This is a genomic window from Halomonas saccharevitans (assembly GCF_032333995.1).
GTDB lineage: Bacteria > Pseudomonadota > Gammaproteobacteria > Pseudomonadales > Halomonadaceae > Halomonas > Halomonas saccharevitans.
Window position 1 is genome coordinate 241,021 of sequence record NZ_JAVXUR010000004.1, and the last position, 26,179, is coordinate 267,199.

Here is a 26,179-nt window from a genome sequence, read left to right on the forward strand (position 1 = left end):
TCGGCTCAGGCGGGGCTCGGCGCCGGGCGCGTGGCACCGAGTGAGGCCTGCACCATGCCGCTTAAGAGGATCAGCGCGCAGCCGGCCAGCGGCAGCGGCCCCAGCGCCTCGCCGAACAGCGTCCAGCCGAAGATCACCACCGCCACCGGCTCGCAGTAGGCCAGGGTGCCGTAGAGCGCCGTGGGCAGGCGGTTGATCGCCATCACCGCGCACAGCAGCGCCAAAAAGCCGGGCAGCACGCCCGCCGCCACCAGCCATGGCCACTGCCAGGGGGCCGCCGCGAGTCCCTGGGGCTGGCTTAGCGCGAAGGGCAGGATCACCAGCGCGCCGACCGTTAGCTGCCAGAAGGCGCCGGTTGCGTCGTCCATGTCGCGGGGCAGGCGGCGGTTGCAGAGGATGAAGCCGGTGTAGGCCAGCATGGCCAGCAGTGCGAAGCCCAGCCCCAGGGCGTCGCTTCCGCCGTCAAGCTCGAGGCGGAACTCCTGCATCATGGCGAAGCCCAGCAGTGCGGCGCCGATCAGCGCCGTCTGGCGCGGCCCCAGCTTTTCACCGAACAGGAAGTGGGCGACCACCGAGGCGCAGACCGGGGCGAGATAGACCATCAGGATGGCGTTGGCCATGCGGGTATGGTTCATCGCCTGCACGTAGCAGAGCACGAAGGCGGCCAGCAGGGCGCCACTCACCACCACGCTGCGGGCGGGCAGCGTGCGCAGCCCGGCGACGCGGCCGGTCAGCAGCAGGTAGGCGAGCAGGCAGGCGGCGCCGAGGCCGAGCCGGTAGAAGGTGATGCTCTCCGCCGGCAGGCCGGTCACGCGCGAGATGACGCCGATGGTGGCCATGCCCACGGCGGCCACCAGGGCCAGCAGCAGACTGGAGAGGGCCGGGGCGTCGTCGAGGGAGCGGGGGAGTGTCTGGGTCGTCATGGCGGCGGATCGCGTCGAGGGCGGAACGCGGCACGATACCGTTCCCCCCGGGACCTGCCAAGCCGCTCACTATCTAACCGGGATGGCGATGCCGGCCGGCGCGCTCGGCCGCGGGTGAGGATGCTATCATCGCCGTCGATCGATCAGAGCGTGCGAACAGGGCGTTCGAGAGACATTCACCACCGGGCCGAGGTCACCGTCATGAGCAGCACACCCTTCGAGGCACTGGCCTGTCCGCTGGACGGCGAGGCGCTTGAGCGCCGCGATGGCGCCTGGCGCTGCGCCGCCGGGCACAGTTTCGATATCGCCCGGCAGGGCTATGTGCACCTGCTGCCGGTGCAGCAGAAGCGCTCCCGCGATCCCGGCGACAGCAAGGCGATGATCGCGGCGCGTCAGCGCTTCCTCGAGGCCGGCTATTATCGGCCGGTCGCCGACGCGGTCAGCCGCGCCGTGCTGGATGGCGCGGAGCCGGGCACCCTGAACTGCCTCGATGCCGGCTGCGGCGAGGGCTACTACCTGCGCGAGCTGACCCGCGCTTATGAAGAGAGATGTCGCGAGAGGCGTGACGAGGGACTCGAAGGGGCGAGTGATGCGGCGACTGACGAGGCGCCGCCGCTGGGCCTGCTGGGCCTGGATATCTCCAAGTGGGCGGTGCTCGCCGCCGCCCGGCAGGGCAAGCAGGCGGGGATGCCGGCCAGCTGGGTGGTGGGCAGCAACGCCCACCTGCCGGTGCAGACGGGCACGCTGGATCGGCTGCTGTGCCTGTTCGGCTTTCCGGTGGCCGCGGAGTTCGCCCGGGTGATGAAGCCCGGCGGGGTGCTGCTGCTGGCCGAGGCCGGGCCGGATCACCTGCGCGAGCTGCGCGAGATCATCTATCCCCAGCTGAAGCCCGAGCGCACGGAACGGCCTCCGGCGCCGCAGGGCTTCACGGGCCTCGACACCGAGACTGTGCGCTACTCCCTCGCGCTCGAGGGCCCCGCACCCATCGCCGACCTGCTGGCGATGACCCCGCACCTCTATCGTGCCAGCGTCGAGGGCCGGGAGCGGGCGGCGGCGCTCGAGACGCTCACCGTTACCGTTGAGGTGCGGCTGACGCGCTTCGTGCGTGCCGCCAGTGAGGCGCCCGGCGCGTCTCCCGATGCCGCTGATGCGACACCCTACGCGTCACCCGAGCAGGCGCCCGACCCCGGCGAGCCGGCACCGTGACGCCCATCGCGGATCACGACGCCCTAAAGGCCGCCCTGGCCGCGCGCCCGGCGGTGTTGGTGCTCTACGGCGGCCGGGCCTGCGGCGTGTGCCAGGCCATCAAGCCTCGGCTCGCGGCGATGCTGGCCGACGAGTTTCCCCACCTGGAGGCCCTCTACGTCGACTGTCAGGGCGAGGCCACGGCACTGTGCGCCCAGCGGCGCATCTTCTCGCTGCCGGTGGTCGAGCTGTGGTTTCAGGGGCAGCTGTTCGACACCTTCGTGCGAGCCTTCTCGCTCGCCGAGGTGCGTCGCGCCATCCAGCGCCCCTATGCGGCCTTGTTCTTCGCAAATGGATCTCCGTGAACTGAGTGTCGTCGACGGATCATCGCTGACCGAGCGCCGTGGGCCTATCGGGGCCGGCCATCGGGACCGACAGCACGCTTCGATAGTCAGGGCCGATCGGGCGTATCGAGGTCGCGGGGTTTTCGCCGTTCGCGGTAGGTGGCTATCTTGGCAGGGAGTATCGACGTCCAGATCAAGGAGCCCGTGCCCATGAACAAGCCCGTGATAGCCGCCAACTCGCCCGTGACCGTGACCCTGACCAAGGGCAAGGAGTACGCGTTCTGCCGCTGCGGACGCTCGGCCGACCAGCCCTTCTGCGACGGCTCCCACGCCGGCACCGGCTTCACGTCCAAGAGTTTCGTGGCCGAAGAGGACGGCGAGGTCACCCTGTGCCGCTGCAAGCACACCGCCGATGCGCCCTATTGCGATGGCACTCACGCGCGCTTCAGTGATGATCAGGTGGGCCAGGAAGGCCCCGGAGACGACGCCGACCAATCGAGCGCATCGGACGCGTCGGACGAGGCCGGGAGCCAGTCCGAGAGTCAGCCCGAGGCCAGGGCCACCGAGGAGGAGCCCACGGTGGCCTTCATCCATCAGCTGGCCCGCGAGGGGCTCGAGCAGATGGGGCCCCACGGGCCGACCACCGCCATGGGCGTGCCGCGCCACACCCTGCCGCACTGGGATGACCTGCAGATCATGGCCGCCCAGCTGGCGACTCAGCCGCTCGGGGAGGGGGCCGAGGTCGCCACCGAACTGGTGATCGGCCCCGAGGCCAAGAAGCCGCTGAGGCTTTCCATGCCGCTGATGGTCTCGGACATGAGCTTCGGCGCCCTCTCCGAGGAGGCCAAGATCGCCCTGGCCCGCGGGGCCGAGCGCGCCGGCACCGGCATCTGTTCCGGCGAGGGGGGCATGCTGCCCGAGGAGCAGCAGGAGAACTCGCGCTACTTCTATGAGCTCGCCAGTGCGCAGTTCGGCTACGACGAGGCGCTGCTCGAGAAGGTCCAGGCCTTCCACTTCAAGGGCGGGCAGGGTGCCAAGACCGGCACCGGGGGCTTCCTGCCGGGCAACAAGAACACCGGCAAGATCGCCAAGGTGCGCGGCATCCCCGAGGGCGAGCCGGCCGTCTCGCCGCCGACCTTCGAGGATCTGCACTCGGTCGCCGACTTCCGCCACTTCGCGGATCGGGTGCGCGAGCTGAGCGGCGGCATTCCGATCGGCTTCAAGCTCAGCGCCAACCACATCGAACGGGACATCCAGTTCGCGCTCGATGCCGGCGCCGACTACCTCATCCTCGACGGCCGCGGCGGCGCCACCGGGGCGGCCCCGACGCTCTTTCGCGACCACATCAGCGTGCCCACCATTCCGGCGCTGGCGCGGGCCCGGCGCTACCTCGATGAGCAGGGCGCCAGCGGCCGCGTCACCCTGATCGTCACCGGCGGGTTGCGGGTGCCGAGCGACTTCGTCAAGGCCATGGCACTCGGTGCCGACGGCATCGCCATCGCCAACAGCGCCATCCAGTCGATCGGCTGCGTGGCCGCGCGAATCTGCAACACCAACAACTGCCCGGCGGGTATCGCCACCCAGCGCCAGGACCTGCGCCAGCGCCTCGACGTCGACAAGTCCGCCCGCCAGCTGCAGACCTTCCTCGAGTCCTCCGTCGCGCTGATGCAGGTGCTGGCGCGGGCCTGCGGCCACCACCGCCTGGATCAGTTCCATCGCGAGGACCTCGCGACCTGGCAGCGCGAGATGGCCCTGCTCAGCGGGGTCCGCTACGCCGGCGTGCTGGATCCGCGCGGCTGAGGGCCGCAAGGCCATCGAGGCAACACGACGGCCGGGTGCTGATGCACCCGGCGCTTATTTCCAGCCCATCCGCCAGGTGTCGTCTTCCTTGAGGGCTCGCCAGGGCAGGGTGGTCTCGCGGTGGGTGTAGATCGCCTCGAGGATCACCTCGACCACGGTCTCCTCCTCGTCGCGCACGAGCTTCGTCACCAGGAAGTGTTTCTCCTTGTGGCGGGGGTGCACGGCGGTCCACTTGCTGTGGTAAAGCTTCTCGGGATTGATGGCGTTCATGGCCGTCTCCTCGGGGCAGGGCCGTGCGAGCGCAGGCTAGGGCGGTCGCGTGAGCGGGGTGAGGCGCGCGGCGGGGCTGGGTGTCCGACACGTCGAGCGCTTCAGGATCTCAGCCCGAGAGAGGGAAGGCAAAGGGGGCGCCGGCTTGGCCGGCGCCCCCTCTTTGCGTCATGCGATGCGGATCAGAGCCTGACCAGCATCTTGCCGCGGTTGGCGCCCTCGAACAGCTTGAGGAAGGCGTCCGGGGTGCGCTCGAGGCCTTCCTCGACGGTCTCCTCGTAGTCGATCCGGCCGTTCTCGACCTGCGGGCCGACCTCCTCGAGGAACTGCGGATAGTGCGCCCAGTGATCGAAGACGATAAAGCCTTCCATGCGAGCGCGGCGAATCAGGATCATCGCCAGGTTGCCCGGCCCGGCGCTCGGAGCGTCGTCATTGTAGCGGGCGATCATGCCGCACACGGCGATGCGCGCGCCGACCTTCAGGGTGTTCAGCGCCGCCTCGAGGCAGGTGCCGCCGACGTTCTCGTAGTAGACGTCGAAGCCCTCGGGGCAGGCCGCGTTGAGGGCCTCGGTGAGCTGGGGGGCGTTCTTGCCCTTGTAGCTGACCGCCTTGACGCCGTGCGCCTCGAGCCAGTCGAGCTTCTCCTGGGAGCCGGCGATGCCGACCACGGTGCCGCCCTTGGCCTTGGCCAGCTGCACGGCCAGCGAGCCCACCGCGCCGGCGGCGCCGCTGACCAGCACGTTGTCGCCTTCCTGCATCTCGGCGATGCGGTTGAGGCCGGTCCAGGCGGTCATGCCCGGCATGCCGAGCACGCCCAGGTAGGCCTGCTCCGGCACCTCATAGGCGGGCAGGGTCTCCAGCTCGGCGCCGGGCAGCTGGGCGACGTCGCGCCAGCCGCCCATGTGGCGCACCTTGGTGCCCACCGGGAATTCCGCCGCGCGGGATTCGATGACCTCGCCGATGGCCGCGCCTTCCAGCGGCGCGTTGAGCTCGAAGGGCTCGATGTAGGTGGTCACGCCACTCATGCGGCCGCGCATGTAGGGGTCCACCGACAGCCAGCTGTTGCGGACGCGCACCTCGCCCTCGGCGAGCTCGGGCAGCGCCTGCTCGTGCAGTTCGAACAGCTCGCGGGCCGGCGTGCCCTGGGGGTGATCGTTGATGGTGAAGAAGCGAGATTGCATCGTGTGACTCCTGTCGGTGTGCGGGGTACGTGTCGTACTAGACGACCAGTCTAATGCAGAGTGGCGAACGGGCCAAGCCGGTCGGTCTCGATGTCCCGGCGGCGAGGCTTGCCGGGATCGCTCCCCAACGAAAACACCCCATCCGGCGAGGCCGAATGGGGTGCGGTGAGCGCAGCATCGTGCTCATGGCCTCAGCGTTGAGGCTGTTCCTCGAAGAGTTCCGCCTTGGCATCGCGCATGACGTTCTCGCAGGCGGCCTGATGGGCGAACTGGATCAGCAGGCCCTGGGTCACGGCGAAGCCCTTCTCCAGGCAGGTATCGACGTCCTCGCGGCTCACTTCGGGGGTCACGTTGCAGTCAATCTTCAGCGTTCTACCGCCGCCGTCCAGCCGATCGGCGAAGGCCCTGAAGCGCCAGGCCATTCGCTGTTTCCAGCTGGCGGATTCTTCCATGCCCTCGTTGACGCTAAACGTGCACTGCCATTCAGGTTTGTAGACCTTCATGTGAACCTCCCGTGCTGGCTGGAAAGAATGCTCGATCGTGTCTGCTGCTCCCTGCGATAAATATGTTGCTCGATCATCATACAGGCTTTCGCTCGACTGACCATCGCTGCCGCCAGTCGGGCCGGGCGGGTCGTCGCCTCGGGCTCACTCGAGCGCGACTCACTCTAGCCGAACCTCGCTCAGCACCTCCGTCAGCTGCTCCAGCGCCTCGCCGCTGTGTCGCCAGAAGTGCCAGTAGAGCGGCACGGACAGCGCCCGCTCGGGGGCCAGACTGGCCAGCCGGCCTTCCGTCATCAGCGGCGCCACCTGCATGCGCGGCAGCATGCCATAGCCCATGCCGGCCAGCGTCAGGCGCACGAACCCCTCCGACGAGGGGCAGAGGTGGTAGGGAAAGCGGCCGTGGTAGCCGCAGCTCGCCAGGAAACGATGCTGCAGCTGGTCATGGGGGCCGTAGACGATGGCCGGGGCGCGACGGAAGGCCTCGGCCGTCGGCCCCGTCGGGAAGTGGCGGGCGATGTAGTCCGGGGTGGCGTAGGGGTGGTAGACCATGGTGCCCAGCGGCACGCAGCGGGCCCCGGCGATGGGACGGTCGCTGGCGCAGAGGCAGGCCGCCACCTCCCCGTCGCGCAGCCGCTTGAGCCCCACGTCCTGATCCTCGACCACCAGGTCCAGCAGCAGGCCCCGGGCACGACAGAAGTCGCCCACGGCCTCGGCCCACCAGGTGGCCAGGCTGTCGGCATTGAGGGCAATGCGCAGGCGGGGCGCGGCCTCCTCCAGGGTCGGCAGCGTCGTGCGCAGGTCGCGCTCCAGCAGCTGTACCTGCTGGACATGGTTGAGCAGCCGCTGGCCCGCCGGGGTGGGCGCGAGCCGTGGGTGGCGGACCAGCACCGGCTGGCCCAGGCGGACCTCCAGCGCCTTGATCCGCTGGGAAATCGCCGATTGCGAGAGACCCAGCTGCTCGCCGGCGCGCTCGAAGCCGCCGCACTCGATCACCGTGGCCAGCGCCTGGAGCAGCTTGTAGTCAAGCATGGGCCCTCCTTCGGGCAGATGCAGCAGAAGTTCAGTATAAGCAAAGCTGATGTGATATTAGCAGGATGATTTTTATAGATGTGGTGGCATCGCTATGCTGGCCCCTCTCGACGGGATTCAGGAGGGGAAACGCGATGCTGGAGAGCTATGTCACCGGGCTTTTGGTGAGCGGCGGTATCATCATCGCCATCGGCGCGCAGAATGCCTACGTGCTGGGCGTCGCGGTGCGCCGCGAGCACCACTGGTGGTCGGCGGGGCTCTGCATGAGTACCGATGCGCTGCTGATCCTGGCCGGGATGTTCGGGGTCAGTGCGGTGCTTTTGAGCATGCCGAGCGCCCTGGAGGCGCTGCGCTGGCTGGGCGTGGTCTTCCTGACCTGGTTGGCGGCCCAGGCCTTCCTGCGCGCCGCCACTGGCCGTCAGGGGCTCTCCGTCGACGGGGCGAGCGAGCGCAGCCCGAGGCGCGTGCTGCTGGCCACCCTCGCGGTCACCCTGCTCAATCCCCAGGTCTACCTGGATACCCTGCTGCTGATCCCCTCCATCGGCGCCCAGCAGCAGAGTTCAGCCACCTTCGTGGCCGGGGCGGTCACCGCCTCGATCCTCTGGTTCAGCCTGCTGGCCTGGGGCGGCGCGGCGCTCTCCCCCTGGCTCTCCCGGCCGCTCGCCTGGCGGGCGATCGACGGCACCATCGGCGTGATGATGGCGGTGATCGCCGTGCACCTGGCCATCAATTCCCCCGCGACGGCCTGATCGAGGACGCCTGGCCTAGCCTTGCTGGGTGAGGCTCTCGTCCTCGGCGTCCTGGGGTTCCAGGGGAAGCCATTCCACCGCGGCGCTGATGACGTCCAGGTAGTTGCGGATCCGCTGCACGTAGTGCACCGGCTCGTAGCCCCGGGCATAGCCGTAGCGGGTCTGGGGGTAGTAGCGCTTGTCGGCCTTGAGTGGCAGCACCTCCTTCATGTCGGCCCAGGAGTCCGGGTCCTTGCCGAGCTCGCGAGCCAGCTTGCGGGCGTCCAGCAGGTGGCCACGGCCGACGTTGTAGCTGGCCAGTGCCAGGTAAGTGCGGTCCGGTTCGGGGATGGTGTCGGGCAGCCGGTCATGCCGGTCGGCCAGATAGCGGGCGCCGCCGTCGATGGCCTCGGCCGGATCCAGGCGATTGGCGACGCCCAGTGACTTGGCGGTGTTCTGGGTCAGCATCATGATGCCGCGTACTCCGGTGGGGGAGACGGCGCGGGGGTCCCAGTGCGACTCCTGGTAGGCCAGGGCGGCGAGCAGGTCGGCGGGCATGCCGGTCTCGTCGGCGGCGGCGAAGAAGTACGACAGCAGCGAGGGCAGGCGCTCCTCGATGCGCCGGTTCAGGGCCCGCAGGTCGACGAAATCGAAGTCGCCGATGTAGTCGTAGTAGCGGTGCTGCATCGTCTCGACGCTGGCCTCGCCCTCGGGGCTTGCCATCCACTCCCGGGCCTGCGCGGCGAGGGCCTGATGCCCGGCGGACAGGTACCAGCCCAGCCGATCGCCACGGGTCAGGTTCATGGCGACCTCCAGGTGCGGGAAGTGGCGGCGTACCACCTGCACGATGTTGGAGTCGGCCAGGGTGCAGTCGATCTGTCGCTCGGCGACCGCGGCCAGCAGCATCTCGGTGGTGCGCGGATCCTCCGCGTAGGTGATCCCGGTGTGATCGTTGGAGAGGCTATCGAGTCGTTCCGTGTAGCTGGAGTCCTCCGTGACGCGGATCTCGACGTCGGCCATCTCCTCTACCTCGCGGGGCATCGGGCGCATCTCGCGGTGGCACACCAGCTGCTCGACGACGTCGGTATGGGTCGGCCCCTGGCGGAAGCGTTCGTCACGCGAGGGCAGATGGGTCAGGCCGGCGGCGGCCAGGTCGACCGTGTTGCTCTCCAGGGCCTTCAGCACCTCGGCGGTGGAGCCCAGCTGAACCCACTCGACCTGCCAGCCGTTGGCCTCGGCGAAGCCCTCGACCAGATCGTGCTCAGGGCCGGCGGGGGCCTGACGGCGGTCGAGGTAGTAGGTGGTGGCGGCGTTGCGGGTGGCCACCCTGAGCGTCTCGCCGGGGGCGGGCGGCTCGAGCGTGGCGACCGAGGCCTCGTCCGGGCCGCAGGCCTGAAGCATGGCCAGTGGCAGGAGGGCGATCAGCAGGCGGAACCTGGGCATGGGCGATAACTCCTGATCCGCGGGGAAAACGTAAGCTGGACATCAGCTTAACAGCCTCGGCGCGGTGTCCGGTCGGCGCGAGTCAACGCTGTGCGGCAGGCGCCGGCCACCACCGCGCCACCAGGGCCGTGATGACGGCCAGCAGCGGCAGCCAGGCGCCGGGCTCGCCGAGGATGTAAAGGGTGAACCCGCTCTGCAGGCACCAGAGGGCGGGAAGGGCCAGCAGCGCCCAGGCGTGACGGGCCGGTTCGGCCATGGCCATCACGCCCAGGGTGGCGATGGCGAGCGGGTCGGGGGTGAGCCCGAGGATTTCGGCGCCCGCGAGGCCGCGCCCCGTCGCCGTGGTAACCAGCGGATGCAGGAGCAGGGCATAGGCGAAGAGCCCGATGCCCAGGCCGCGCCGCACGTTCCACCGTCGCGGCAGGTGGAGCCCTGCGCGTAGAGTGCTCAGGCCCGCCAGCAGCAGCGCCTGGAGGCCGAACAGCGGGGCGACATAGGCGATGCCCCAGTGGATGGGGGCGTAGCGCTGCCACAGGAAGGCCCAGCCCACGAAGGCCCAGGCCACGGCCAGCAGGGCGACGATCAGGCGAGTGCCCCGCGGGCCGGGGCGTAGCAGGACCGCCAGGGCGACGCCGCCCAGCGCCAGGCCGAGCAGCTGGGCGGGCCACAGGGCCTGGTTGTGCAGCTCGAACAGCCGCGCGTAGACCCGCGGCGAGAACATCAGCAGATCCTCGGGGCGATAGGTCCACCAGGCGCTGCCGCCCATGCCCTAGAGCCCCCGCACGTGATCGGCCATGCGCCGGCGTAGCGCCTCGTCGGGCAGCGGCTCCCGGGCGGCGGCGAGGTTCTCGCGGACATGCTCGACCTGTGTGGTCGCGGGGATGGCGCAGGTGATCGCCGGGTGGGAGATGATGAACTTGAGGATGAACTGCGCCCAGGTCTCGGCGCCGATCTCGGCGGCCCAGGGCGGCAGTGGCTTGCCCGCCAGGCGCCGGATCAGGCGCTTGCGCTGGAAGGGGCGGTTGGCGATCACGCCGATGCCGCGTTCCCGGGCCAGCGGCAGCAGGCGCCGTTCGGCCTCGCGGTCGACGATGTTGTAGGTGAGCTGGACGCTGTCCAGCGACACCCGGCGCAGGATGTGTTCCACCTCGTCGTGGCGTCGCCCGTGGGAAGTGGTGATGCCGAGATGGTGCACCTCGCCGGTCGCCTTCATCGCCTGCAGGGTCTCGAGGTGACCCTCCCAGCCCCGCAGGTTGTGGACTTGCAGCAGATCGAAGCGCGGCACCCCCCAGGCCTGGCGGGAGGCCTCGATCTGCTCAGGCCCTGCGTCGCGGCTCGAGGTCCAGACCTTGTCGGCGGCGTAGACGCGCTCGACGGCCTGGAGCTGCTTCAGGGCGTGGCCGATCGTCGCCTGGGACGTGCCGTACATCGGCGAGGAGTCGATCAGGCGCCCTCCCGCGGCGAAGAAGGCCGCCATGACCGCGGTACAGGCCTCGAGCAGCAGCGGATCGTCGCCGACGTTGAAGGTGATCCAGCTGCCCAGGCCCACCCGAGGCAGCGCCACGCCTGTGCCGGGCAGCGTGCGGGTCAGCGGCTCGGCCGACCGTGCCAGTGCGCCGGGCAGCGCCGAGGCGGCCGCCGCGGCGAGCAGGCCGCGCAGCAGCCGGCGGCGGGACAGGAGGAGTCGAGGCGGAAGCGGCAGGGCCATGGGGCGCTCCTTACGACGGCGGGGCCATCCCGGTCGGCGTTGCCTGCCACTCCTCCAACCGCTCCCTAAGCGCCTCGGCGGCGGACGCCGCCGCGATCGATGACGCGATGGCAGAGGTGATGGCAGAAGTGATGGACGAGGTGATGGACGAGGTGATGCCAGAGGTGATCCGTCGTGGCGTCATGCTCAGTCTCCCGGGCCGCACTCCATGCAGCGTTCGATGATCGCCGGCCCCTGGCGCAGGCTGGCATTGAGGTCTCGCAGGGCGCTGCGCAGGCCCTCCTCCAGCACCGGGTGGTAGAAGGGCATCTCGAGCAGGCGGCCCACGCTGCACTTCTGCTCCAGCATCCAGGCCAGCAGGTGCGCCAGGTGCTCGACCCGCGGCCCAAACAGCTCGGCGCCCAGGAACTGGCCCGAACCGTGCTCGGCATACAGGCGCATCAGGCCGCGATTCTGGCGCATTACCACGGCTCGCCCCTGGTCCTCGAAGGAGGCCTCGCCGGTGGCGATACAGTCGTCGCCGAACTGGCGCACGAGCTCGCCACGACTGGCGCCGACGGTGGCCATCTGCGGCTCGGTGAAGACCACCGCCAGGGGCACGTGGCGGTGGCCGGCGCGCAGCTCCGGATAGCGCCCGGCGTTGTCGCCGGCGATGCGCCCCTCGGCGTTGGCCTCGTGCAGCAGCGGCAGCGCCTGGTTGGCGTCGCCGGCGATGAAGACATGGCCCGGGCTCTCATCGGCGTTCACGCACTGCAGGGTGAAGCGGTGAAAGCGCGGCACGCCCTGGTCGTCCAGCGCCAGGCCGGCCCGCTCGAGATCGAGCCGATCGAGGTTGGGCTGCCGGCCGGTGGCGGCGAGCAGGTAGTCGAAGCGCTCGGTGAGGCGCTCGCCGGTGTCGCGCTCGAGGAAGGTAATTGCCACGGCGTCGCCGTTGCGCTCGATCCGCTCTACCTCGGCGTCGGGATCGACGTAGAACGTCTCGTTGAAGGTGCGCTCCGCGTAGGCCCGCACGGTCTCGTCGCGAAAGGGCCCCAGGGCGCCGCCGACGCCGAACACCCGCAGGCGCACGCCCAGCCGGTGCAGCGCCTGGCCGAGCTCCAGGCCGATCACCCCGGGGCCGAACACGGCCACCGACTCGGGGAGGTCCACCCAGTCGAAGACGTCGTCGTTGACGATCAGCCGGTCGCCGGCCGCCGCGAAGAAGCCCGGCCAGGTGCCCCGCGAACCGGTGGCGATGACGATGGTGCGGGCCGTTACCCGGGTGTGCTCGCCGACGATCAGGGTGTGCGGGTCGGCGAAGCGCGCGTGGCCCTCCAGGCGGTTCGCCTCGCCGAGGCGCTCCACCGTCCCGAGCACGCCCTCCACGAAGCGGTCGCGTTCGCGCCGGACGCGCTCCATCACGGCGCGCCCGTCCACCTCGACCGGGCCCACCCGGACGCCGAAGCCGTTGGCCTCGCGAGACTGATGGGCGGCCTCGGCGGCGGCGATCAGCAACTTGGAGGGCATGCAGCCCACCCGGGCGCAGGTGGTGCCGTAGGCGCCGCCCTCGATCAGCAGCACGCTGTCGCTGTGCTTGCGGGCGGCGTGCCAGGCGCTCAAGCCCGCGCTGCCGGCCCCAATGATGGCGATCTCGACCTGTCGCTCCTGCATCTGTTCTCCCCTCTGGTGGCGACATCTCTCCAGTCACTATGGCACGCCCGAGCCGGATGGACGCCGAGGCTCGTTGTCGCGGAAGAACGCGCCGCCATGGGCTTGCGGGCGAAGGGCGGCACTTTCTGCTATGCTGGCCGACTTTCATCCTCGCTCCCGTGGTCCCGGGCGGGCGGCGCCCGCCGTCATCGCGCCCCGTCACGCTGCCCGCCTTTTCTTGCAGGTCTAATACGTGTCTGATTCCTCTGCCGATTTCGCCGCGCTGCTGCTGGCGCCGGAACTGCTGTCCAACCTCGCCACGCTTGGCTATCGCACCATGACGCCGATCCAGGCCGAGAGCCTGCCGCCGATGCTGGCGGGTCGCGACGTGATCGCCCGGGCGAAGACCGGCTCGGGCAAGACCGCGGCCTTCGGCCTGGGCCTGCTCTCGCGGCTGACCCTCACGTCCTCTCGGGTGCAGGGGCTGGTGCTCTGCCCGACCCGCGAGCTCGCCGACCAGGTGGCCGGCGAGCTGCGCCGCCTGGCGCGCAGCCTGCCCAACGTTAAGGTGCTGACCCTGTGCGGCGGCGCCCCCCTGGGGCCGCAGCGCGCCTCGCTGGAGCATGGCGCGCATCTCGTCGTCGGCACCCCGGGGCGAGTGGAGGAGCACCTGCGCAAGGGCACGCTCGATCTCTCCGAGCTCGAGACCCTGGTGCTGGACGAAGCCGATCGCATGCTCGACATGGGCTTCCAGGCCGCCATGGAGGCGATCATCGCCGAGACCCCGGCGCGCCGTCAGCTGCTGCTGTTCAGTGCCACCTATGCCGAGGCCATCCGGCCCATCGCCGAGAGGCTGATGCGCGAGCCGGTCACGGTGGAGGTCGACGAGCCCCACGACGACACCACCATCCGCCAGCACTTCTATCGGGTGGCCGACGAATCGGCGCGCTTCGAGGCGCTGCGCCGCCTGCTGCTGCAGGTTCGGCCCGAGTCCAGCGTGGTGTTCTGCAACACCAAGCGCGAGACCGACGAGGTCGCCGAGGCCCTGAACGACGCGGGCTTCAGCGCCCTGGCGCTGCACGGCGACCTGGAGCAGCGCGATCGCGATCGCCTGCTGGTGCTGTTCGCCAACGGCAGCGCCTCGATCCTGGTGGCCACCGACGTGGCCGCCCGCGGGCTCGACATCGCGTCGCTGGATGCGGTATTTAACTACCGCATCGCCCGTGAGCTTGAGGTGCACGTCCACCGCATCGGGCGCACCGGTCGCGCCGGCGGCTCCGGGGTGGCCTGTACCCTGGTGGCCGACCAGGAGGAGTACCGGCTGGCACGCCTCGCCGACTTCCTCGGCGAGACCCTCGCCCCGGAGCCGCTGCCCTCCCGCGCGGTGCTGGAGCGCTCGCCCTTCACGCCGGCCATGGCGACGCTGGAGCTCGGCGGCGGCAAGAAGCAGAAGGTGCGCCCCGGCGACATCCTTGGCGCCCTGACCGGCGAGGGCGGGATCGCCGGCGATCAGGTGGGCAAGATCAAGGTGCTGGCCAACAGTGCCTACGTGGCCGTGCGCCGCGACGTTGTCGGGGCGGCCCTCGACCAGCTGGCCAATGGCCGGATCAAGGGACGCAGCTTCCGGGCCCGTCGCATCCGCCGCTGACCGATCCTGCAACGCGATTCGCCCGGCGCATACCCAGCCGCCGGGTTCTATGCCAACGTGGTGACATGAAGATACCCAAGAGATTACAGCCGCTGGTCGAAGATGGCCTGATCGACGAGGTCGAAGGCCAGCTGATGAGTGGCAAGGAAGCCCAGGTGTTCGTGGTGCGCTCCCACGGCGAGCGGCGCTGCGCCAAGGTCTTCAAGGAGGCCAAGCAGCGTAGCTTCAAGCAGGCCGTGCAGTATCAGGAGGGGCGCCGCGAGCGCAACAGCCGCCGCTCCCGCGCCATGGCCAAGAAGACCCGCTACGGCCAGAAGGAGCAGGAGCAGGCCTGGCTCAATGCCGAGGTCGATGCCCTCTACCGGCTGGCGGCCGCCGAGGTGCGGGTGCCCAAGCCCTTTGGCTTCATTGACGGCGTGCTGTTGATGGAGATGATCACCGACGCCGAGGGGCTGACTGCCCCGCGGCTGGACGACGTGACCCTGACGGCCGACGAGGCCCGGGCCCACTACGCCAAGGTGATCGGCGACGTGGTACGCATGCTCTGCGCCGGCCTGGTGCATGGCGATCTGTCCGAGTTCAACGTGCTGCTCGCCGCCGACGGCCCGGTGATCATCGACCTGCCCCAGGCGGTGGATGCCGCCGGCAACAACAGCGCCGCCTGGATGTTCGAGCGCGACGTCGACAACATGCGCCGCTACTTCGGCCGCTTCGCCCCGGAGCTGCTGGTGACCGACTACGGCAAGGAGATCTGGTCGCTCTTTGAGGCCGGTGATCTGCATCCGGAGAGCGAGCTGACCGGCTGCTTCGAGCACGACACCCGCGAGGTCGACGTGGACGACCTGATGACGGTGATCGACGACGTGCGCGAGGAGGAGGAAGAGCGACGGGCGCTCCTCAGCGGCGAACGAGACGCCGGCGTGGCCGAGGCCGCGGCCGACTGGCGAGCCGACCACGACGAGTCGTGACGGTCGCCTGAGCGCCCGCTGTCCACGAGACCATGAAACCCGCCGCGAGGCGGGTTTCTGCTATCTTGGACGCTCATTTCCCCCCTCACTCATCTTTCACCCCTAAGGAGCCGAGCATGCCCATCGTCACCGTTCAGCAGTTTCCCCGCAGCGTGGCGCAAAAGCGTGAGCTGGCCCGGCGCATCACCGAGGCGTTCGAGGAGGTCTACGGCAACTCGGCGGAGTCCGTGCAGGTGTTCTTCAACGAGGTGGACGGCGAGCACTGGGCCCGCGGCGGCAGGCTGGGCTGCGACCGCGAGGACGGCCCGCGCTGAGCACGCTGGTGCGATGGTTTCCCTCGTCGTGTCTGCGCCGGGAATGTTCGACTAGGCTGAGTGGGCGGCAGGGCCGCCGTCCGAGCCGGAAGCCCTGCCGTTTCTCACTATCGTATGTCGATGGACAAGGAGACGCGTCATGAACAAGTGGATAGCGGGCCTGGGGCTGGCCGGCAGCCTGCTGCTGGCCTCGGCGGCCATGGCTCAGACGGAGCGCAGCGCGGCCCCCGAGGGCAGCGAGGTCTACTTCATCTCACCCGAGGCAGGGGCGAGCGTCGAGAGTCCCGTCACCGTGCGCATGGGCCTCTCGGGCATGGGCGTGGCGCCCGCCGGCACGGCGCGTGAGGGCACCGGCCACCATCACCTTCTGGTCGACACGCCGCTGGACGAGGTGGATCTCGACCAGCCGCTGCCGGCCAGTGAGACCCTGCGCCACTTCGGCGGCGGCCAGACCGAGGTCGATCTCGAGCTCGAGCCGGGCGAGCACACCCTGCAGTTGCTGTTCATGGACGCCAACCATGTCAGCTTCGACCCGCCGGTGACCTCCGAGGCCATCACCATCACGGTGGAGTGATACACCGGCCGTCGGGCGCCCACCGGAGACGTCAGGTGCCAGACGGGGCCCCGCCCACGGCCCGAATGGCGCTTTAGCCCCGGCCCTCGATCTCGGCGTTGTGGTAGACGTTCTGCACGTCGTCCAGGTCGTTCAGGGTGTCCACCAGCTTGTCGAACAGCGCCACGTCGTCGCCGTCGACCGGGGTCATGGTCTGGGGCACGAACTGGATCTCGTCGACCTCGAACTCGATTCCGTCGAAGGCGTCGAGCAGTGCCTGCTTGGCCTTGGCGTACTCGGTGTGGGGGGCGAAGACGGTGATCTGGCCCGCCTCGTTCTCGATGTCGGTGACGTCGACATCGGCCTCCATCAGCGCCTCGAGGGTGGCCTCCTCGTCATCGCCCTTGAAGGCGAGGATGGCGCAGTGATCGAACATGTGGCTGACGCTGCCCGGGGTGCCGAGCTTGCTCTTGGCCTTGGTGAAGCAGCCGCGCACGTCGCCGAAGGTGCGGTTCGGGTTGTCGGTCAGGCACTCGACGATGACCATGCAGCTGCCCGGCCCGAAGCCCTCGTAGCGGGCCGTGGAGAAGTCCTCGCCGCCCACGCCGCTGGCCTTGTCCAGGGCCTTGTCGATGACGTGGGACGGTACCTGGTCCTTCTTGGCGCGCTCGATCAGGCCGCGCAGGGCCAGGTTGCCCTCGGGATCGATGCCGCCCTGCTTGGCGCAGACGTAGATCTCGCGACCGTACTTGCTGTACACCTTGGTCTTGGCGTCGGCCGTCTTGGCCATGGATTCCTTGCGGTTCTGGAAGGCCCTGCCCATTGCATTGTCCTATGGCGTCGAAATTCGTGGCTGGATTCTACGAAACCGACGCGGACGGTAACAGGGATATTTTGCCCATCGCGCCTCCGTTGTGACGGCCGTCATGGCTACACTGCCAGTGACCCCGCCGACCCTGGAGCCTCACCGGATGGACCACCACGCCTACCGCCATGCCCTGGCCGAGTGCCTCGCCGAGCGCGAGCTGCCCTTCGTCCCCGAGGAGTTCGATTCCCGTCGTCGCCGCGTGCGACAGGCCATGCGCGGCGCCGGGCTCGAGGCGCTGCTGCTCACCGACCCCGCCGACATCTTCTACCTGACGGGCTACCACACCTTCGAGGTCTCGGTGCACACCTGCCTGGTCGTCTCGGCCGAGCGCCTGGTGCTGCAGGTGCCCTCCATTGAGACCGGCCCGGCGGTGGTTACCGCCCGGGTGGACGAGATACTGGGCTATCGCTGGGAGGGCATCGAGGAGGTGATCGAGCCGCTGGCCGAGGTGCTCGCGCCCTTCCAGGCCATCGGCCTGGACGCCTTCGGGGCCGGCCTGCGCCACGGCGTCATCCGTGCGCTGCAGGCCCGGCTCGGGGTCGAGCGCTTCCGCGATGACGGTGGCGAGCTGCTCGATCGCCTGCGCATCGTCAAGACGCCGGCGGAGCTCGACTGCCTGCGCGAGAGCGCGCGAATCACCTCCATCGGCCTGCGGGCGGCCATGGCGGCGATCGCTCCCGGCGTCACCGATAACGAGGTGGCGGCGGAGGGGAGCCGCGCCCTGCTGGCCGCCGGCAGCGAGTTCATGAGCCTGCAGCCCATCGTGACCAGCGGTCGTCGTATCAGCATCATCCACGTCAATCACAAGCGAAACGTGATCGCCGCGGACGAACCGGTGTTCCTGGAGTTCGGCTCCGCCTACCACCGCTATACTGCGCCGATGATGCGCACCGCCGTGGCCGGCCGGGCCAGCGCCGAGATGCAGGCGCTGCGCGATGTCTGTCGCGGCATGTTCGAGGCGCTGGTCGCCACCATGCGGCCCGGCCGTACCTTCGACGAGGCGGCCCGGGCGGCCGAGGCCGTGCTGGCCCCCCATGCCGACCGGGCCTTCTTCTCCGGCGTGTTCGGCTATGCGGTGGGGGCCCAGTTCCCGCCCAGCTGGGTCGAGGGTACGGGCTACATCGCCCGCGGCCAGGACCGCGAGTTCGAGGCCGACATGGTCTTCCACCTGCCGCTCTGCCTGCGCCTGCCGGGGCAGTGGGGCATCGGCCTGAGCGATACCGTGCGCGTCACCCCCGACGGGGGAGCGCCGCTCACCGACAATGACTGGCAGCTTCAGGAGCAGTCTTGAGCGGCGAGCGCGGGCCTGCGGCCGCGGGCACGGAACCTTACGGATATGAGCGGTCTGAGCGAAGTCACTTCATCCTCAAGGAGCAACGCATGAAACGGATTATCCAGGTATCGGGAATGCTGCTGGTGGCGCTGCTGCTGGCGGGATGTGCGGCCGCCGAGCGCACGGTCGACGAGCCGCTGGTAAACACCTACTGGAAGCTGACGTATCTCGGCGACGCACCGGTCACGGTGGTCGAGCAGCAGCGCGAGGCGCACTTCGTGCTGCATACCGACGAGCAGCGTGTGATGGGCTCCACCGGCTGCAATCGCATGACCGGCCAGTATCGGCTGGAGGGCGATGCCTTGAGCTTCGCGAAGCTGGCGAGCACTCGCATGGCCTGCCCGGATGGCATGCAGACCGAGCAGGCCTTCCTGAACGCGCTGGACCAAGTAGCCGAGTGGCGGGTCGAGGGCCAGCAACTCACGCTGCTCGACGCCGACGGCGAGGTGCTGGCACGCCTCGAGGCGGTGCACCTCACCTGAGTCGACGTCATGGTCGGTCGTTCGTGGCCGCCATGGTGGTCCACCCGTCGCCGTAGGGGCGAGATGCTCGGGGGCACGCCCGAGACGATCGCTCATGCGGTGTCGAGGCGGTGTTGAGTAAGCGGTGAGGACTACACTGCAGGCGAGGGGGATGTCTCCCTCTCGCCGCGTTCCGGCACCGCCCGGTGCCGGATGCTCGCTATCCCTGTGGTGGAGGGTGTCATGACTCAGACCGTTACGGCTGCCTATGGCAGCATCGACAAGGCCGCCAATGCCTTCGATGAGCTGGTCTCCGAGGGCTTTCCCCGGGAGACGCTGTTTCTCGACAGGCAGAGCAGCGAGGTCAAGGTGATCGTCCCCGAGGCGTCGCAGCCGGAGGCGGAGGAGATCCTCAATCGCCACGGCCCCGATGAGGTCTCGGCCCGGCCCTACGAGGCTACCTAGCGCCCGACCCGCCGGCGAAGGTCTTCATCCCCTCCGCGCCCCGGACCATGACCAGGCACTCGAGCATGACGGAGCTTCGCTATCTCACCACCTGGTGGTTCGAGGCGCCCCTCGACCGCGTCTACCGCACGCTCGCCGAGCTGATGTTCGCCTGGAACCACCATGCCGTGATGCGCGATGGCGCCGAGGGCCTGGCCCGATGGCTCGATGTGCCGCTGCTCGCGATCGATCGGCAGTGAATCGCGGGGTCGGCATCCCATGGCCGCCCGAGGGCTCGGCGTTCACGCAAGCCAGGCCAGCGCCAGGCCCACCGCCATCGAGGCGACCATCGGCAGGGCGACGCGCAGGCCGAGTCGCCGCGTGCCGAAGGCGGTGGCCAGCCCCGACTTGAAGAGGTTGTTGACCGCGGCGGCGATGATGATGCCCAGCACCGCGGTGGCGGGGGCGATCCGCTCCAGCGACATGCGGGTCAGCGAGAGGGTGATGGCATCCACGTCGGCCACCCCCGAGGCGGCCGCCAGCAGGTAGATGCCGGCCTCGCCGAGTCCATCGCGCAGCCACTCGCCGAGCAGCATGATCAGCGCGAGCAGGCCGCCAAACAGCAGCGCGGTGCGCAGCTCCAGGGGGTTCTGAATCGGGGTCGGGCTGTCGACCCTGAGGGTACGACGATGGCGGCGCCAGAGGTGCAGCGCCGGCAGGTAGAGCAGCAGGCCCATTGCCGCGATCGGCAGCAGCAGGCGGGGCAGCAGGCCCGGGCTGATCACCGCGGCATAGATCAGGATCCGCGGGAACATGGTGCCGCAGGCCACCAGGATGCCGGCGGCCAGCATCGCCTCGACCTCCTGGCTCTGGCGCGACAGCCGGGCGAAATGCAGGGTCAGCGCCGTGGAGGAGGAGAGGCCGGCGAACAGCCCGGTGAAGAGGATGCCCTTCTCGGTTCCGCCCACGCGCATGGCGAAGTAGCCGACGAAGGAGATCGCGGCGATCAGCACCACCATCCACCAGATCTCGTAGGGGTTGAGCGCCTCGCCGGGCCCGAGGCCGCGGTCGGGCAGCAGCGGAAGCATCACCACGCTGATCAGCAGCAGCTTGAGACCGGCGTCGAGCTCGTGGGCCTGCAGCTTGTTCAGCAGGCCATGGATCTCGTGCTTGTTGTCGAGGATCACGGCGGTGATCACCGCGCCGGCGGTGGCCAGTGCCAGGTCGATCGCCACCGCCACCGCACCGAAGCAGAAGGTCAGCAGCAGCCCCACCAGACCGGTGATGCTGTAGTCGTGGTGCTGGCTCAGCCTCGCCCACCAGGCGACCAGGCCGGTGGCGGCCAGGGCCAGGAAGATCAGCGGGAAGGCCCAGTTGCTGACGGCCTCCGACAGCAGCGCGGCGATGCCGCCGAGCAGGCCGACCAGCGCGTGGGTGCGGATGCCGGCGATGCGCTCGCCGGATTGCTGCTCCCGGGCGACCCAGCCGCGTTCGATGCCGATCAGGGCACCCAGCAACAGCGCCACGCCCAGGCGCAGTGCGGGTTCGTTGGCGATGAGAAAGTCGCTGGCGACATCGTCCATGGCGAGGGCGTCCCCGTGTCATCCGGTGATCGACGGATGCCTTCAGGGTGGCCGCTGCGCGCCGTCGCTTCAACGTCGGGCCGCCAGCGTGCGCAGCGCGTCGAGCGCACGCCGGGGGTGGTCGGGTTGGATCGAGGGAAGACAGCCCTCCACAATCCATTACACTGGGGGTGCCTTACCGGCGTATAAGACAAGGATATCGGGCGGCATGAAGGACTCTCCACGCATGGCCGGCAGGCGACACGGCTGGCCTCGGCTGAGCGCCATCGGCACCTACCTCATGGCGCTGGTGGCGCTGGCCATTTTCCTGGCCTGGGTGCTCATCGATCATCGCCAGCGCGCGATCGACGGCGCCGAGGCGCGCGTCGAGGCGCGGGCCGACCTCGTGGCCGAGTGGGTGAGCACTACCTTCGCGGTGGGTGAGCAGGCTCTCGCCGACCTGTCGCCGCTGCTCGAGCGGCGCCTGGCGGAGGAGGAGTCGGCGTTGGCGCCGACCGATATCGAGGCCCTGCTGGCCGAGCGGCGGGATCGCTTCGCCTTCATCGACGAGCTGAGCCTGGTCGACGCCGCAGGGCGCGTCGTGGCCTCCTCGGCGTCCTACTGGCCCCCCGGCCATGACCTCAGCGGACGCGCCTTCTATCTCGCCATGCGCCGTGATGGCCGCCTCGACTCCCTGGTGACCCCGCTCTACTGGTCGCCCTTCGCTGAGACCCATCACCTCGTTCACGTGCGCCGCCTGCGCGGGCCGGACGGTCGCTTCCAGGGCCTGGCCGTACTGCGCCTCGATCCGACGATCTTCGCCACGTCGCTTTCGCGGCTGAGCATGACGCCGGGGGAGAGCATCGCCATCCTCGATACCGAGATGCAGCTGATCGCCCGCCGGCCTGCCTTCGACGGCGGCGGGGCCACGGACAGGCTCGGCGTGCGCGTCCGTGAGCCGCTGACCCAGGCCTTCCTGGCGAGCGGCGAGGCCGCGACGGTGCAGCGCATCGTCTCGCCGCTGGACGGCCACGAGCGGCTCTATGCCCAGCAGCGCGTGACCGACCTGCCGCTGCTGGTGGTGGTCGGTGAGAAGCTCGAGGTGCTGCTGGCGAACTGGTGGCAGCGGCTCTGGCTGCTGGGCGGCGTCTTCCTGGTGGTGGTCGTGCTGGGCGGGTGGCTGCTGCGCCACTATCTTGGCCTGCGATGGCTCGAAAGCGAGCTGCGCTGTCGTCTCGAGGAGCGCGAGCAGGCGCGGCGCGCGGTGCTGGAGCGCGAGGCGCGGCTGCAGGCCCTGGTCGGCTCGATCCAGGACATGATCTTCGTCTTCGATGCCGAGGGACGCTTCGTCTACGTGCATGCCGTGGACCGCGACCAGCTGGTCGGCGACGCCGAGGCGCTGCTGCAGCACCACTACCGCGAGGTCCTCTCGGCGGACGTGGCAGACCAGCTCGATCGCGCCCTGGAGGCGCTGCGGGCCAGCGGTGATCCGGTGGACATCGACTATCGCGTCACGCTTGCTGGCGTGCCGCGCGACTTCCACGCGATCTTGAGCCCGCTGGACGAGGGAGGCGCCTTCAGCGGCGTGCTGGCCGTGGTGCGCGAGGTCACCGACGTGCGCGCCACCGAGGCCCAGCTGCGTATCGCCGCCATGGCCTTCGAGACGCACCTGGGCATGCTGGTCACCGATGAGCGAGGCGCGATCCTGCGGGTCAACGAGACCTTCACCCGCATCACCGGCTATTCGGAGGCGGAGGTGCTGGGCCGCAATCCGGGCATGCTCCGCTCCGGTCGTCACGACGACGACTTCTATCAGGCGCTCTGGGAGAGCGTGGAGCAGCATGGTAGCTGGCAGGGCGAGATATGGAACCGTCGCAAGAACGGCGAGATATTCCCCGAGTGGCTGACCATCAGCGCGGTGCGCAACGATGCCGGCGAGCTGACCCACTACGTGGCCACCTTCAACGACATCACCCGGCGCAAGGCGGCCGAGGAGGAGATCCACCAGCTCGCCTTCTTCGATCCCCTGACCGGGCTGCCCAATCGGCGGCTGATGCTGGATCGCCTGGCCAGTGCGCTGAAGGACAGCTATCGCAGCGGCCAGTTCGGTGCGCTTTTATACCTCGACCTGGACAACTTCCAGCGAGTCAACGATACCCGAGGGCACCTGATCGGCGACGACCTGCTGCAGCAGGTCGCCATGCGGCTGGATCGGGTGCTGCGTGAGACCGACACCCTGGCGCGGCTGGGGGGCGACGAGTTCGCGCTGCTGCTGCACGACCTGGGTCACGATCAGGTTCAGGTGGCGGTGGTGGCCGAGCGCATTGCCCACAAGCTGCTCGGCGCGCTGCAGGCGCCGATGCGCCTGGCGGGCGGAGAGCTTTCGGTGACCGCGAGCCTCGGCATCACCCTCTATCGCGACCGCGAGACGACCCTGGAACAGGTCCTCCAGCAGGCCGATATGGCGCTCTACAAGGCCAAGGAGGCGGGCCGCGATACCCTGCGCTTCTTCGACCCGGCCATGCAGGCGCAGTTGCAGCGGCGCGCCCAGCTCGAGGCCGACCTGCGCCAGGCGCTGTCGAGGGACGAGTTCCGGCTTTATTATCAGCCCCAGATGGGCGCCGATGGCCAGATGATCGGTGCCGAGGCGCTGCTGCGCTGGGCACACCCCGCGCGCGGCATGGTCTCGCCCGGCGAGTTCATCCCCCTGGCCGAGGAGAACCGGCTGATCGTGCCCATCGGCGGCTGGGTGCTGGAGACCGCCTGCCGGCAGCTGGCGGCCTGGGTCAGGGATCCGGCAATGGCCGACCTGACGCTCTCGGTCAACGTCAGCCCCGAGCAGTTTCGCGAGCCGGAGTTCGCCGAGCGGACCCTGGCCATCCTGGCGCGTACCGGGGCACCGCCATCGCGCCTCAAGCTCGAGGTCACCGAGAGCCTGTTCGTCCATGATCGCGACGAGTCTCGCGAGACCATGCGGCGCCTCAAGGAGCACGGGGTAACCTTCGCCCTGGACGATTTCGGCACCGGCTACTCCTCGCTCTCCTACCTCAAGCGCCTGCCGCTGGACCAGCTCAAGATCGATCAGTCCTTCGTGCGCGACCTGCTGGAGGACGAGGCCAGCGCGGCCATCGTCGCCAGTACCATCGCGCTCTCCCGCAGCCTGCAGCTGGAGGTGCTCGCCGAGGGGGTCGAGACCGAGGCCCAGCGGGCCTGGCTGATCGCGCACGGCTGTGAGGCTTTCCAGGGCTATCTCTTCAGCCGGCCGGTGCCGCTCGAGGAGCTTGCGGCGACGTGCCAGGCCACCTGATCCGTGCCCCGCGACGCGGTGCAGCGGGCGGCCCCACTGGGCCGCCCGCTGCCGTTGGAGGCCGGCGAAGCGTCGCTCCTTCGGGTGCCGGCAGGCCTTTTCGGTGCGCTCGTCAATATGCGGGGGGACTTGCCAGATGGGAGGGAAGTGGCGAATACTGTACATGAATACAGTATAACTGGAGGTGCCCATGAGCTCGCCGACGCCTACCGCCGTGCGGCCGATCGGCCGCGCGGTGGCGCTGCCGGGAGCGGCGACGCAGCCGCTGATGGGGTGTCGGGTGCGGGCCGGCTTCCCTAGCCCCGCCGACGATCACCTGGACGTGGAGATCGACCTGCATGCCCACGTGGTGCGCCGCCCGGCCGCCACCTACTTCGTGCGCGCCGAGGGCGACTCCATGCTCGGCGACGGCATCCACGACGGCGACCTGCTGGTGGTGGACCGCAGCCTGGAGCCGCTGCCCGGGCGGGTGGTGGTGATCGCCGTGGATGGTGAGCCCACCGTGAAGCGCCTGGAGCGCCGCGGCGAGCGGACCTTCCTGGTGGCCAGCAACCCGCGGTTCGCGCCGATCCCCCTGGCCGGGCGCGAATGCCAGGTGTGGGGCGTGGTCACCCACGTGCTCCACGCCCTGCCGGGGGGCGAGTCGTGATCGCGCTGGTCGACTGCAACAACTTCTACGTCAGCTGCGAGCGGGCCTTCGCTCCGCGCCTGGAGGGTCGGCCGGTGGGCGTGCTCTCCAACAACGACGGCTGCGTGGTGGCGCGCTCCAACGAGCTCAAGGCGCTGGGGGTGGCCATGGGGGCGCCCCTGCACCTGCTGCCGCCGGCCATCCGCCGCCAGGCGGTGCTGCTCTCCAGCAACTATGCGCTCTACGGCGACATGAGCCGGCGGGTCAATCGGATCCTCGATGAGTTCTCGCCGGACGTGGAGGCCTACTCCATCGACGAGAGCTTCGTGGGCTTCACCGGTTTCGCGGCGGACGGCCTGGAGGCGCATGCCCAGCGGCTGCGCGAGACGGTGCGCCGGGATACCGGCATCCCGGTCTGCGTGGGGCTGGCGCCCACCCGGGTACTGGCCAAGGTGGCCAATCACGCGGCCAAGAAGCAGGCGGCCTTCGAGGGCGTCTGCCGGCTCGAGGCCGACGCCCCGGCCACCCGTGCGCTGCTCGAGAGGCTGCCGGTGACCGAGCTGTGGGGCGTGGCGCGACGCACCGCCGAGCGGCTGGCGCTGATGGAGATCCACACCGCCTGGCAGCTGCGCGAGGCCGATCCCAAGCAGATCCGCCGCCACTTCTCGGTGGTGCTGGAGCGCATCGTCTGGGAGCTGCGCGGTCGCCCGGCCATCGTGCTCGATGACCTCGACGCGCCGCGCCAGCGCATCATGGTCTCGCGCTCCTTCGGGCGGCTGACCGGGGCCTTCGCCGACCTGCAGGAGGCGGTGCGCCAGCACGCCGCCCGGGGCGCCGAGAAGCTGCGCGGCCAGGGCAGCCAGGCCCGCGCGGTGATGGTCTTCCTGCGCACCAACCCTCACCAGATCGGCGAACGCCAGTACCGCAACAGCGCGGTGGTGCCGCTGCCGGCTCCCAGCGATGACAGCCGCACGCTGCTCGAGGCCGCCGCCCGGGGGCTCGAGGCGATCTTCCTCGAGGGGCCGCGCTACCAGAAGTGCGGCGTGATGCTGCTCGACCTGGTGGAGGCCGACCGCCATCAGCTCTCGCTGCTGGCGCCGCGCAGCGAGGCCGAGCGTGGCCGCAGCCAGCGGCTGATGGCGGCGGTGGACCGGCTCAACCGCGAGATGGGGCGCGATACCGTGCGCTTCGGCCTGCCGCGTGCGGGCACCGCCTGGGCGCTGCGCTGCGAACGGCGCACACCGCGCTACACCACCCGCTGGGACGAGCTGATGCGCGTTCGCACCGGCTAGGCGCCCGCTGGCGTGTCGGCGCCTCAAGTGTCGGCCCGTATTCGCCTCAGGTGTCGGC

Annotated in this window: 27 protein-coding genes; 15 read left to right on the forward strand and 12 right to left on the reverse strand. The window is 69.6% G+C overall.

Annotated features, from left to right (window positions below; genetic code table 11):
• Positions 1-5: 5 nt before the first annotated feature.
• Complete coding sequence (locus tag RSO68_RS11565) at positions 6-923, reverse strand: DMT family transporter (protein ID WP_315586693.1); 918 nt, start codon at positions 921-923, stop codon at positions 6-8.
• 201 nt (positions 924-1,124) lie between these two features.
• On the opposite strand from RSO68_RS11565, the gene RSO68_RS11570 reads away from it, so the two are divergent.
• From RSO68_RS11570 to RSO68_RS11580, 3 genes are all read left to right on the forward strand, one after another.
• Positions 1,125-2,129 carry a putative RNA methyltransferase gene (locus RSO68_RS11570; RefSeq protein WP_315586694.1) on the forward strand — a complete coding sequence of 335 codons (1,005 nt, stop codon included), beginning with the start codon at positions 1,125-1,127 and terminating at the stop codon, positions 2,127-2,129.
• Complete coding sequence (locus RSO68_RS11575; RefSeq protein WP_315586695.1) at positions 2,126-2,473, forward strand: thioredoxin family protein; 348 nt, start codon at positions 2,126-2,128, stop codon at positions 2,471-2,473. Before RSO68_RS11570 ends, RSO68_RS11575 begins: the two co-directional genes overlap by 4 nt.
• Before the next feature lie 189 nt (positions 2,474-2,662).
• Positions 2,663-4,252, forward strand: coding sequence for a glutamate synthase-related protein (locus RSO68_RS11580; RefSeq protein WP_315586696.1), 1,590 nt, complete (start codon positions 2,663-2,665; stop codon positions 4,250-4,252).
• 54 nt (positions 4,253-4,306) lie between these two features.
• On the opposite strand, the gene RSO68_RS11585 is transcribed toward RSO68_RS11580, so the two are convergent.
• The 4 genes from RSO68_RS11585 to RSO68_RS11600 form a co-directional block, all read right to left on the reverse strand.
• Positions 4,307-4,522 carry a TIGR02450 family Trp-rich protein gene (locus tag RSO68_RS11585; RefSeq protein WP_315586697.1) on the reverse strand — a complete coding sequence of 72 codons (216 nt, stop codon included), beginning with the start codon at positions 4,520-4,522 and terminating at the stop codon, positions 4,307-4,309.
• Positions 4,523-4,704: 182 nt separating this feature from the next.
• A complete protein-coding gene (locus RSO68_RS11590) occupies positions 4,705-5,703 on the reverse strand; it encodes an NADP-dependent oxidoreductase (protein WP_315586698.1) in 999 nt (332 codons plus the stop codon).
• Between the two features lie 191 nt (positions 5,704-5,894).
• Positions 5,895-6,206 (reverse strand): hypothetical protein, encoded by a 312-nt coding sequence (locus tag RSO68_RS11595; protein WP_315586699.1) that lies wholly within the window; start codon positions 6,204-6,206, stop codon positions 5,895-5,897.
• A 159-nt stretch (positions 6,207-6,365) separates the two neighbouring features.
• Positions 6,366-7,235 (reverse strand): LysR family transcriptional regulator ArgP, encoded by an 870-nt coding sequence (locus RSO68_RS11600; RefSeq protein ID WP_315586700.1) that lies wholly within the window; start codon positions 7,233-7,235, stop codon positions 6,366-6,368.
• A gap of 134 nt (positions 7,236-7,369) precedes the next feature.
• Here RSO68_RS11600 and RSO68_RS11605 point away from each other — a divergent pair, with 134 nt between their 5' ends.
• Complete coding sequence (locus RSO68_RS11605) at positions 7,370-7,984, forward strand: LysE/ArgO family amino acid transporter (protein WP_089851650.1); 615 nt, start codon at positions 7,370-7,372, stop codon at positions 7,982-7,984.
• A gap of 15 nt (positions 7,985-7,999) precedes the next feature.
• On the opposite strand, the gene mltF is transcribed toward RSO68_RS11605, so the two are convergent.
• From mltF to RSO68_RS11630, 5 genes are all read right to left on the reverse strand, one after another.
• Complete coding sequence (gene mltF, locus RSO68_RS11610) at positions 8,000-9,406, reverse strand: membrane-bound lytic murein transglycosylase MltF (RefSeq protein WP_315586701.1); 1,407 nt, start codon at positions 9,404-9,406, stop codon at positions 8,000-8,002.
• Positions 9,407-9,488: 82 nt separating this feature from the next.
• Entirely contained in the window at positions 9,489-10,172 is a 684-nt protein-coding gene (locus RSO68_RS11615; RefSeq protein ID WP_315586702.1) for a DUF6064 family protein, read from the reverse strand.
• Between the two features lie 3 nt (positions 10,173-10,175).
• Entirely contained in the window at positions 10,176-11,114 is a 939-nt protein-coding gene (locus RSO68_RS11620) for an aldo/keto reductase (protein ID WP_315586703.1), read from the reverse strand.
• Positions 11,115-11,124: 10 nt separating this feature from the next.
• Entirely contained in the window at positions 11,125-11,298 is a 174-nt protein-coding gene (locus tag RSO68_RS11625) for a hypothetical protein (protein ID WP_315586704.1), read from the reverse strand.
• A gap of 2 nt (positions 11,299-11,300) precedes the next feature.
• Positions 11,301-12,764, reverse strand: coding sequence for a dihydrolipoyl dehydrogenase (locus tag RSO68_RS11630; RefSeq protein ID WP_315586705.1), 1,464 nt, complete (start codon positions 12,762-12,764; stop codon positions 11,301-11,303).
• 232 nt (positions 12,765-12,996) lie between these two features.
• Here RSO68_RS11630 and dbpA point away from each other — a divergent pair, with 232 nt between their 5' ends.
• The 4 genes from dbpA (at position 12,997) to RSO68_RS11650 (ending at position 16,247) form a co-directional block, all read left to right on the forward strand.
• Positions 12,997-14,391, forward strand: a complete 1,395-nt coding sequence (gene dbpA / locus RSO68_RS11635; RefSeq protein WP_315586706.1) for an ATP-dependent RNA helicase DbpA — start codon at positions 12,997-12,999, stop codon at positions 14,389-14,391.
• Between the two features lie 65 nt (positions 14,392-14,456).
• On the forward strand, positions 14,457-15,359 hold the full coding sequence (locus RSO68_RS11640; protein WP_089851636.1) for a PA4780 family RIO1-like protein kinase: 903 nt from the start codon (positions 14,457-14,459) through the stop codon (positions 15,357-15,359).
• Between the two features lie 116 nt (positions 15,360-15,475).
• The gene (locus RSO68_RS11645) at positions 15,476-15,673 is read left to right on the forward strand and encodes a tautomerase family protein (RefSeq protein ID WP_089851634.1); all 198 of its coding nucleotides are present in this window, start codon (positions 15,476-15,478) and stop codon (positions 15,671-15,673) included.
• 139 nt (positions 15,674-15,812) lie between these two features.
• Complete coding sequence (locus RSO68_RS11650) at positions 15,813-16,247, forward strand: DUF4399 domain-containing protein (RefSeq protein ID WP_089851632.1); 435 nt, start codon at positions 15,813-15,815, stop codon at positions 16,245-16,247.
• A gap of 73 nt (positions 16,248-16,320) precedes the next feature.
• On the opposite strand, the gene RSO68_RS11655 is transcribed toward RSO68_RS11650, so the two are convergent.
• Positions 16,321-17,049 carry a YebC/PmpR family DNA-binding transcriptional regulator gene (locus tag RSO68_RS11655; RefSeq protein ID WP_315586708.1) on the reverse strand — a complete coding sequence of 243 codons (729 nt, stop codon included), beginning with the start codon at positions 17,047-17,049 and terminating at the stop codon, positions 16,321-16,323.
• Between the two features lie 148 nt (positions 17,050-17,197).
• Between RSO68_RS11655 and RSO68_RS11660 the strand changes: the two genes are divergently transcribed.
• The 4 genes from RSO68_RS11660 (at position 17,198) to RSO68_RS11675 (ending at position 19,592) form a co-directional block, all read left to right on the forward strand.
• Positions 17,198-18,385 (forward strand): M24 family metallopeptidase, encoded by a 1,188-nt coding sequence (locus tag RSO68_RS11660; RefSeq protein ID WP_315586816.1) that lies wholly within the window; start codon positions 17,198-17,200, stop codon positions 18,383-18,385.
• Between the two features lie 89 nt (positions 18,386-18,474).
• The gene (locus RSO68_RS11665) at positions 18,475-18,909 is read left to right on the forward strand and encodes an META domain-containing protein (RefSeq protein ID WP_315586709.1); all 435 of its coding nucleotides are present in this window, start codon (positions 18,475-18,477) and stop codon (positions 18,907-18,909) included.
• 222 nt (positions 18,910-19,131) lie between these two features.
• Positions 19,132-19,353, forward strand: coding sequence for a hypothetical protein (locus RSO68_RS11670; RefSeq protein WP_315586710.1), 222 nt, complete (start codon positions 19,132-19,134; stop codon positions 19,351-19,353).
• 65 nt (positions 19,354-19,418) lie between these two features.
• Entirely contained in the window at positions 19,419-19,592 is a 174-nt protein-coding gene (locus tag RSO68_RS11675; RefSeq protein ID WP_315586711.1) for a hypothetical protein, read from the forward strand.
• A 42-nt stretch (positions 19,593-19,634) separates the two neighbouring features.
• Here RSO68_RS11675 and RSO68_RS11680 read toward each other — a convergent pair whose 3' ends face one another.
• The gene (locus tag RSO68_RS11680; protein WP_315586712.1) at positions 19,635-20,915 is read right to left on the reverse strand and encodes an MgtC/SapB family protein; all 1,281 of its coding nucleotides are present in this window, start codon (positions 20,913-20,915) and stop codon (positions 19,635-19,637) included.
• A gap of 208 nt (positions 20,916-21,123) precedes the next feature.
• Between RSO68_RS11680 and RSO68_RS11685 the strand changes: the two genes are divergently transcribed.
• The 3 genes from RSO68_RS11685 to RSO68_RS11695 all read left to right on the forward strand — a co-directional run bounded on the left by RSO68_RS11685 (position 21,124) and on the right by RSO68_RS11695 (position 26,121).
• Positions 21,124-24,201, forward strand: coding sequence for a bifunctional diguanylate cyclase/phosphodiesterase (locus tag RSO68_RS11685; RefSeq protein WP_315586713.1), 3,078 nt, complete (start codon positions 21,124-21,126; stop codon positions 24,199-24,201).
• Positions 24,202-24,391: 190 nt separating this feature from the next.
• Positions 24,392-24,850, forward strand: a complete 459-nt coding sequence (locus RSO68_RS11690) for a LexA family protein (RefSeq protein ID WP_315586714.1) — start codon at positions 24,392-24,394, stop codon at positions 24,848-24,850.
• Positions 24,847-26,121: a Y-family DNA polymerase gene (locus RSO68_RS11695; RefSeq protein ID WP_315586715.1), complete on the forward strand. Its 1,275-nt coding sequence runs from the start codon at positions 24,847-24,849 to the stop codon at positions 26,119-26,121. The genes RSO68_RS11690 and RSO68_RS11695 overlap by 4 nt, the downstream gene beginning before the upstream one ends.
• The last annotated feature ends 58 nt before the right edge of the window (positions 26,122-26,179 follow it).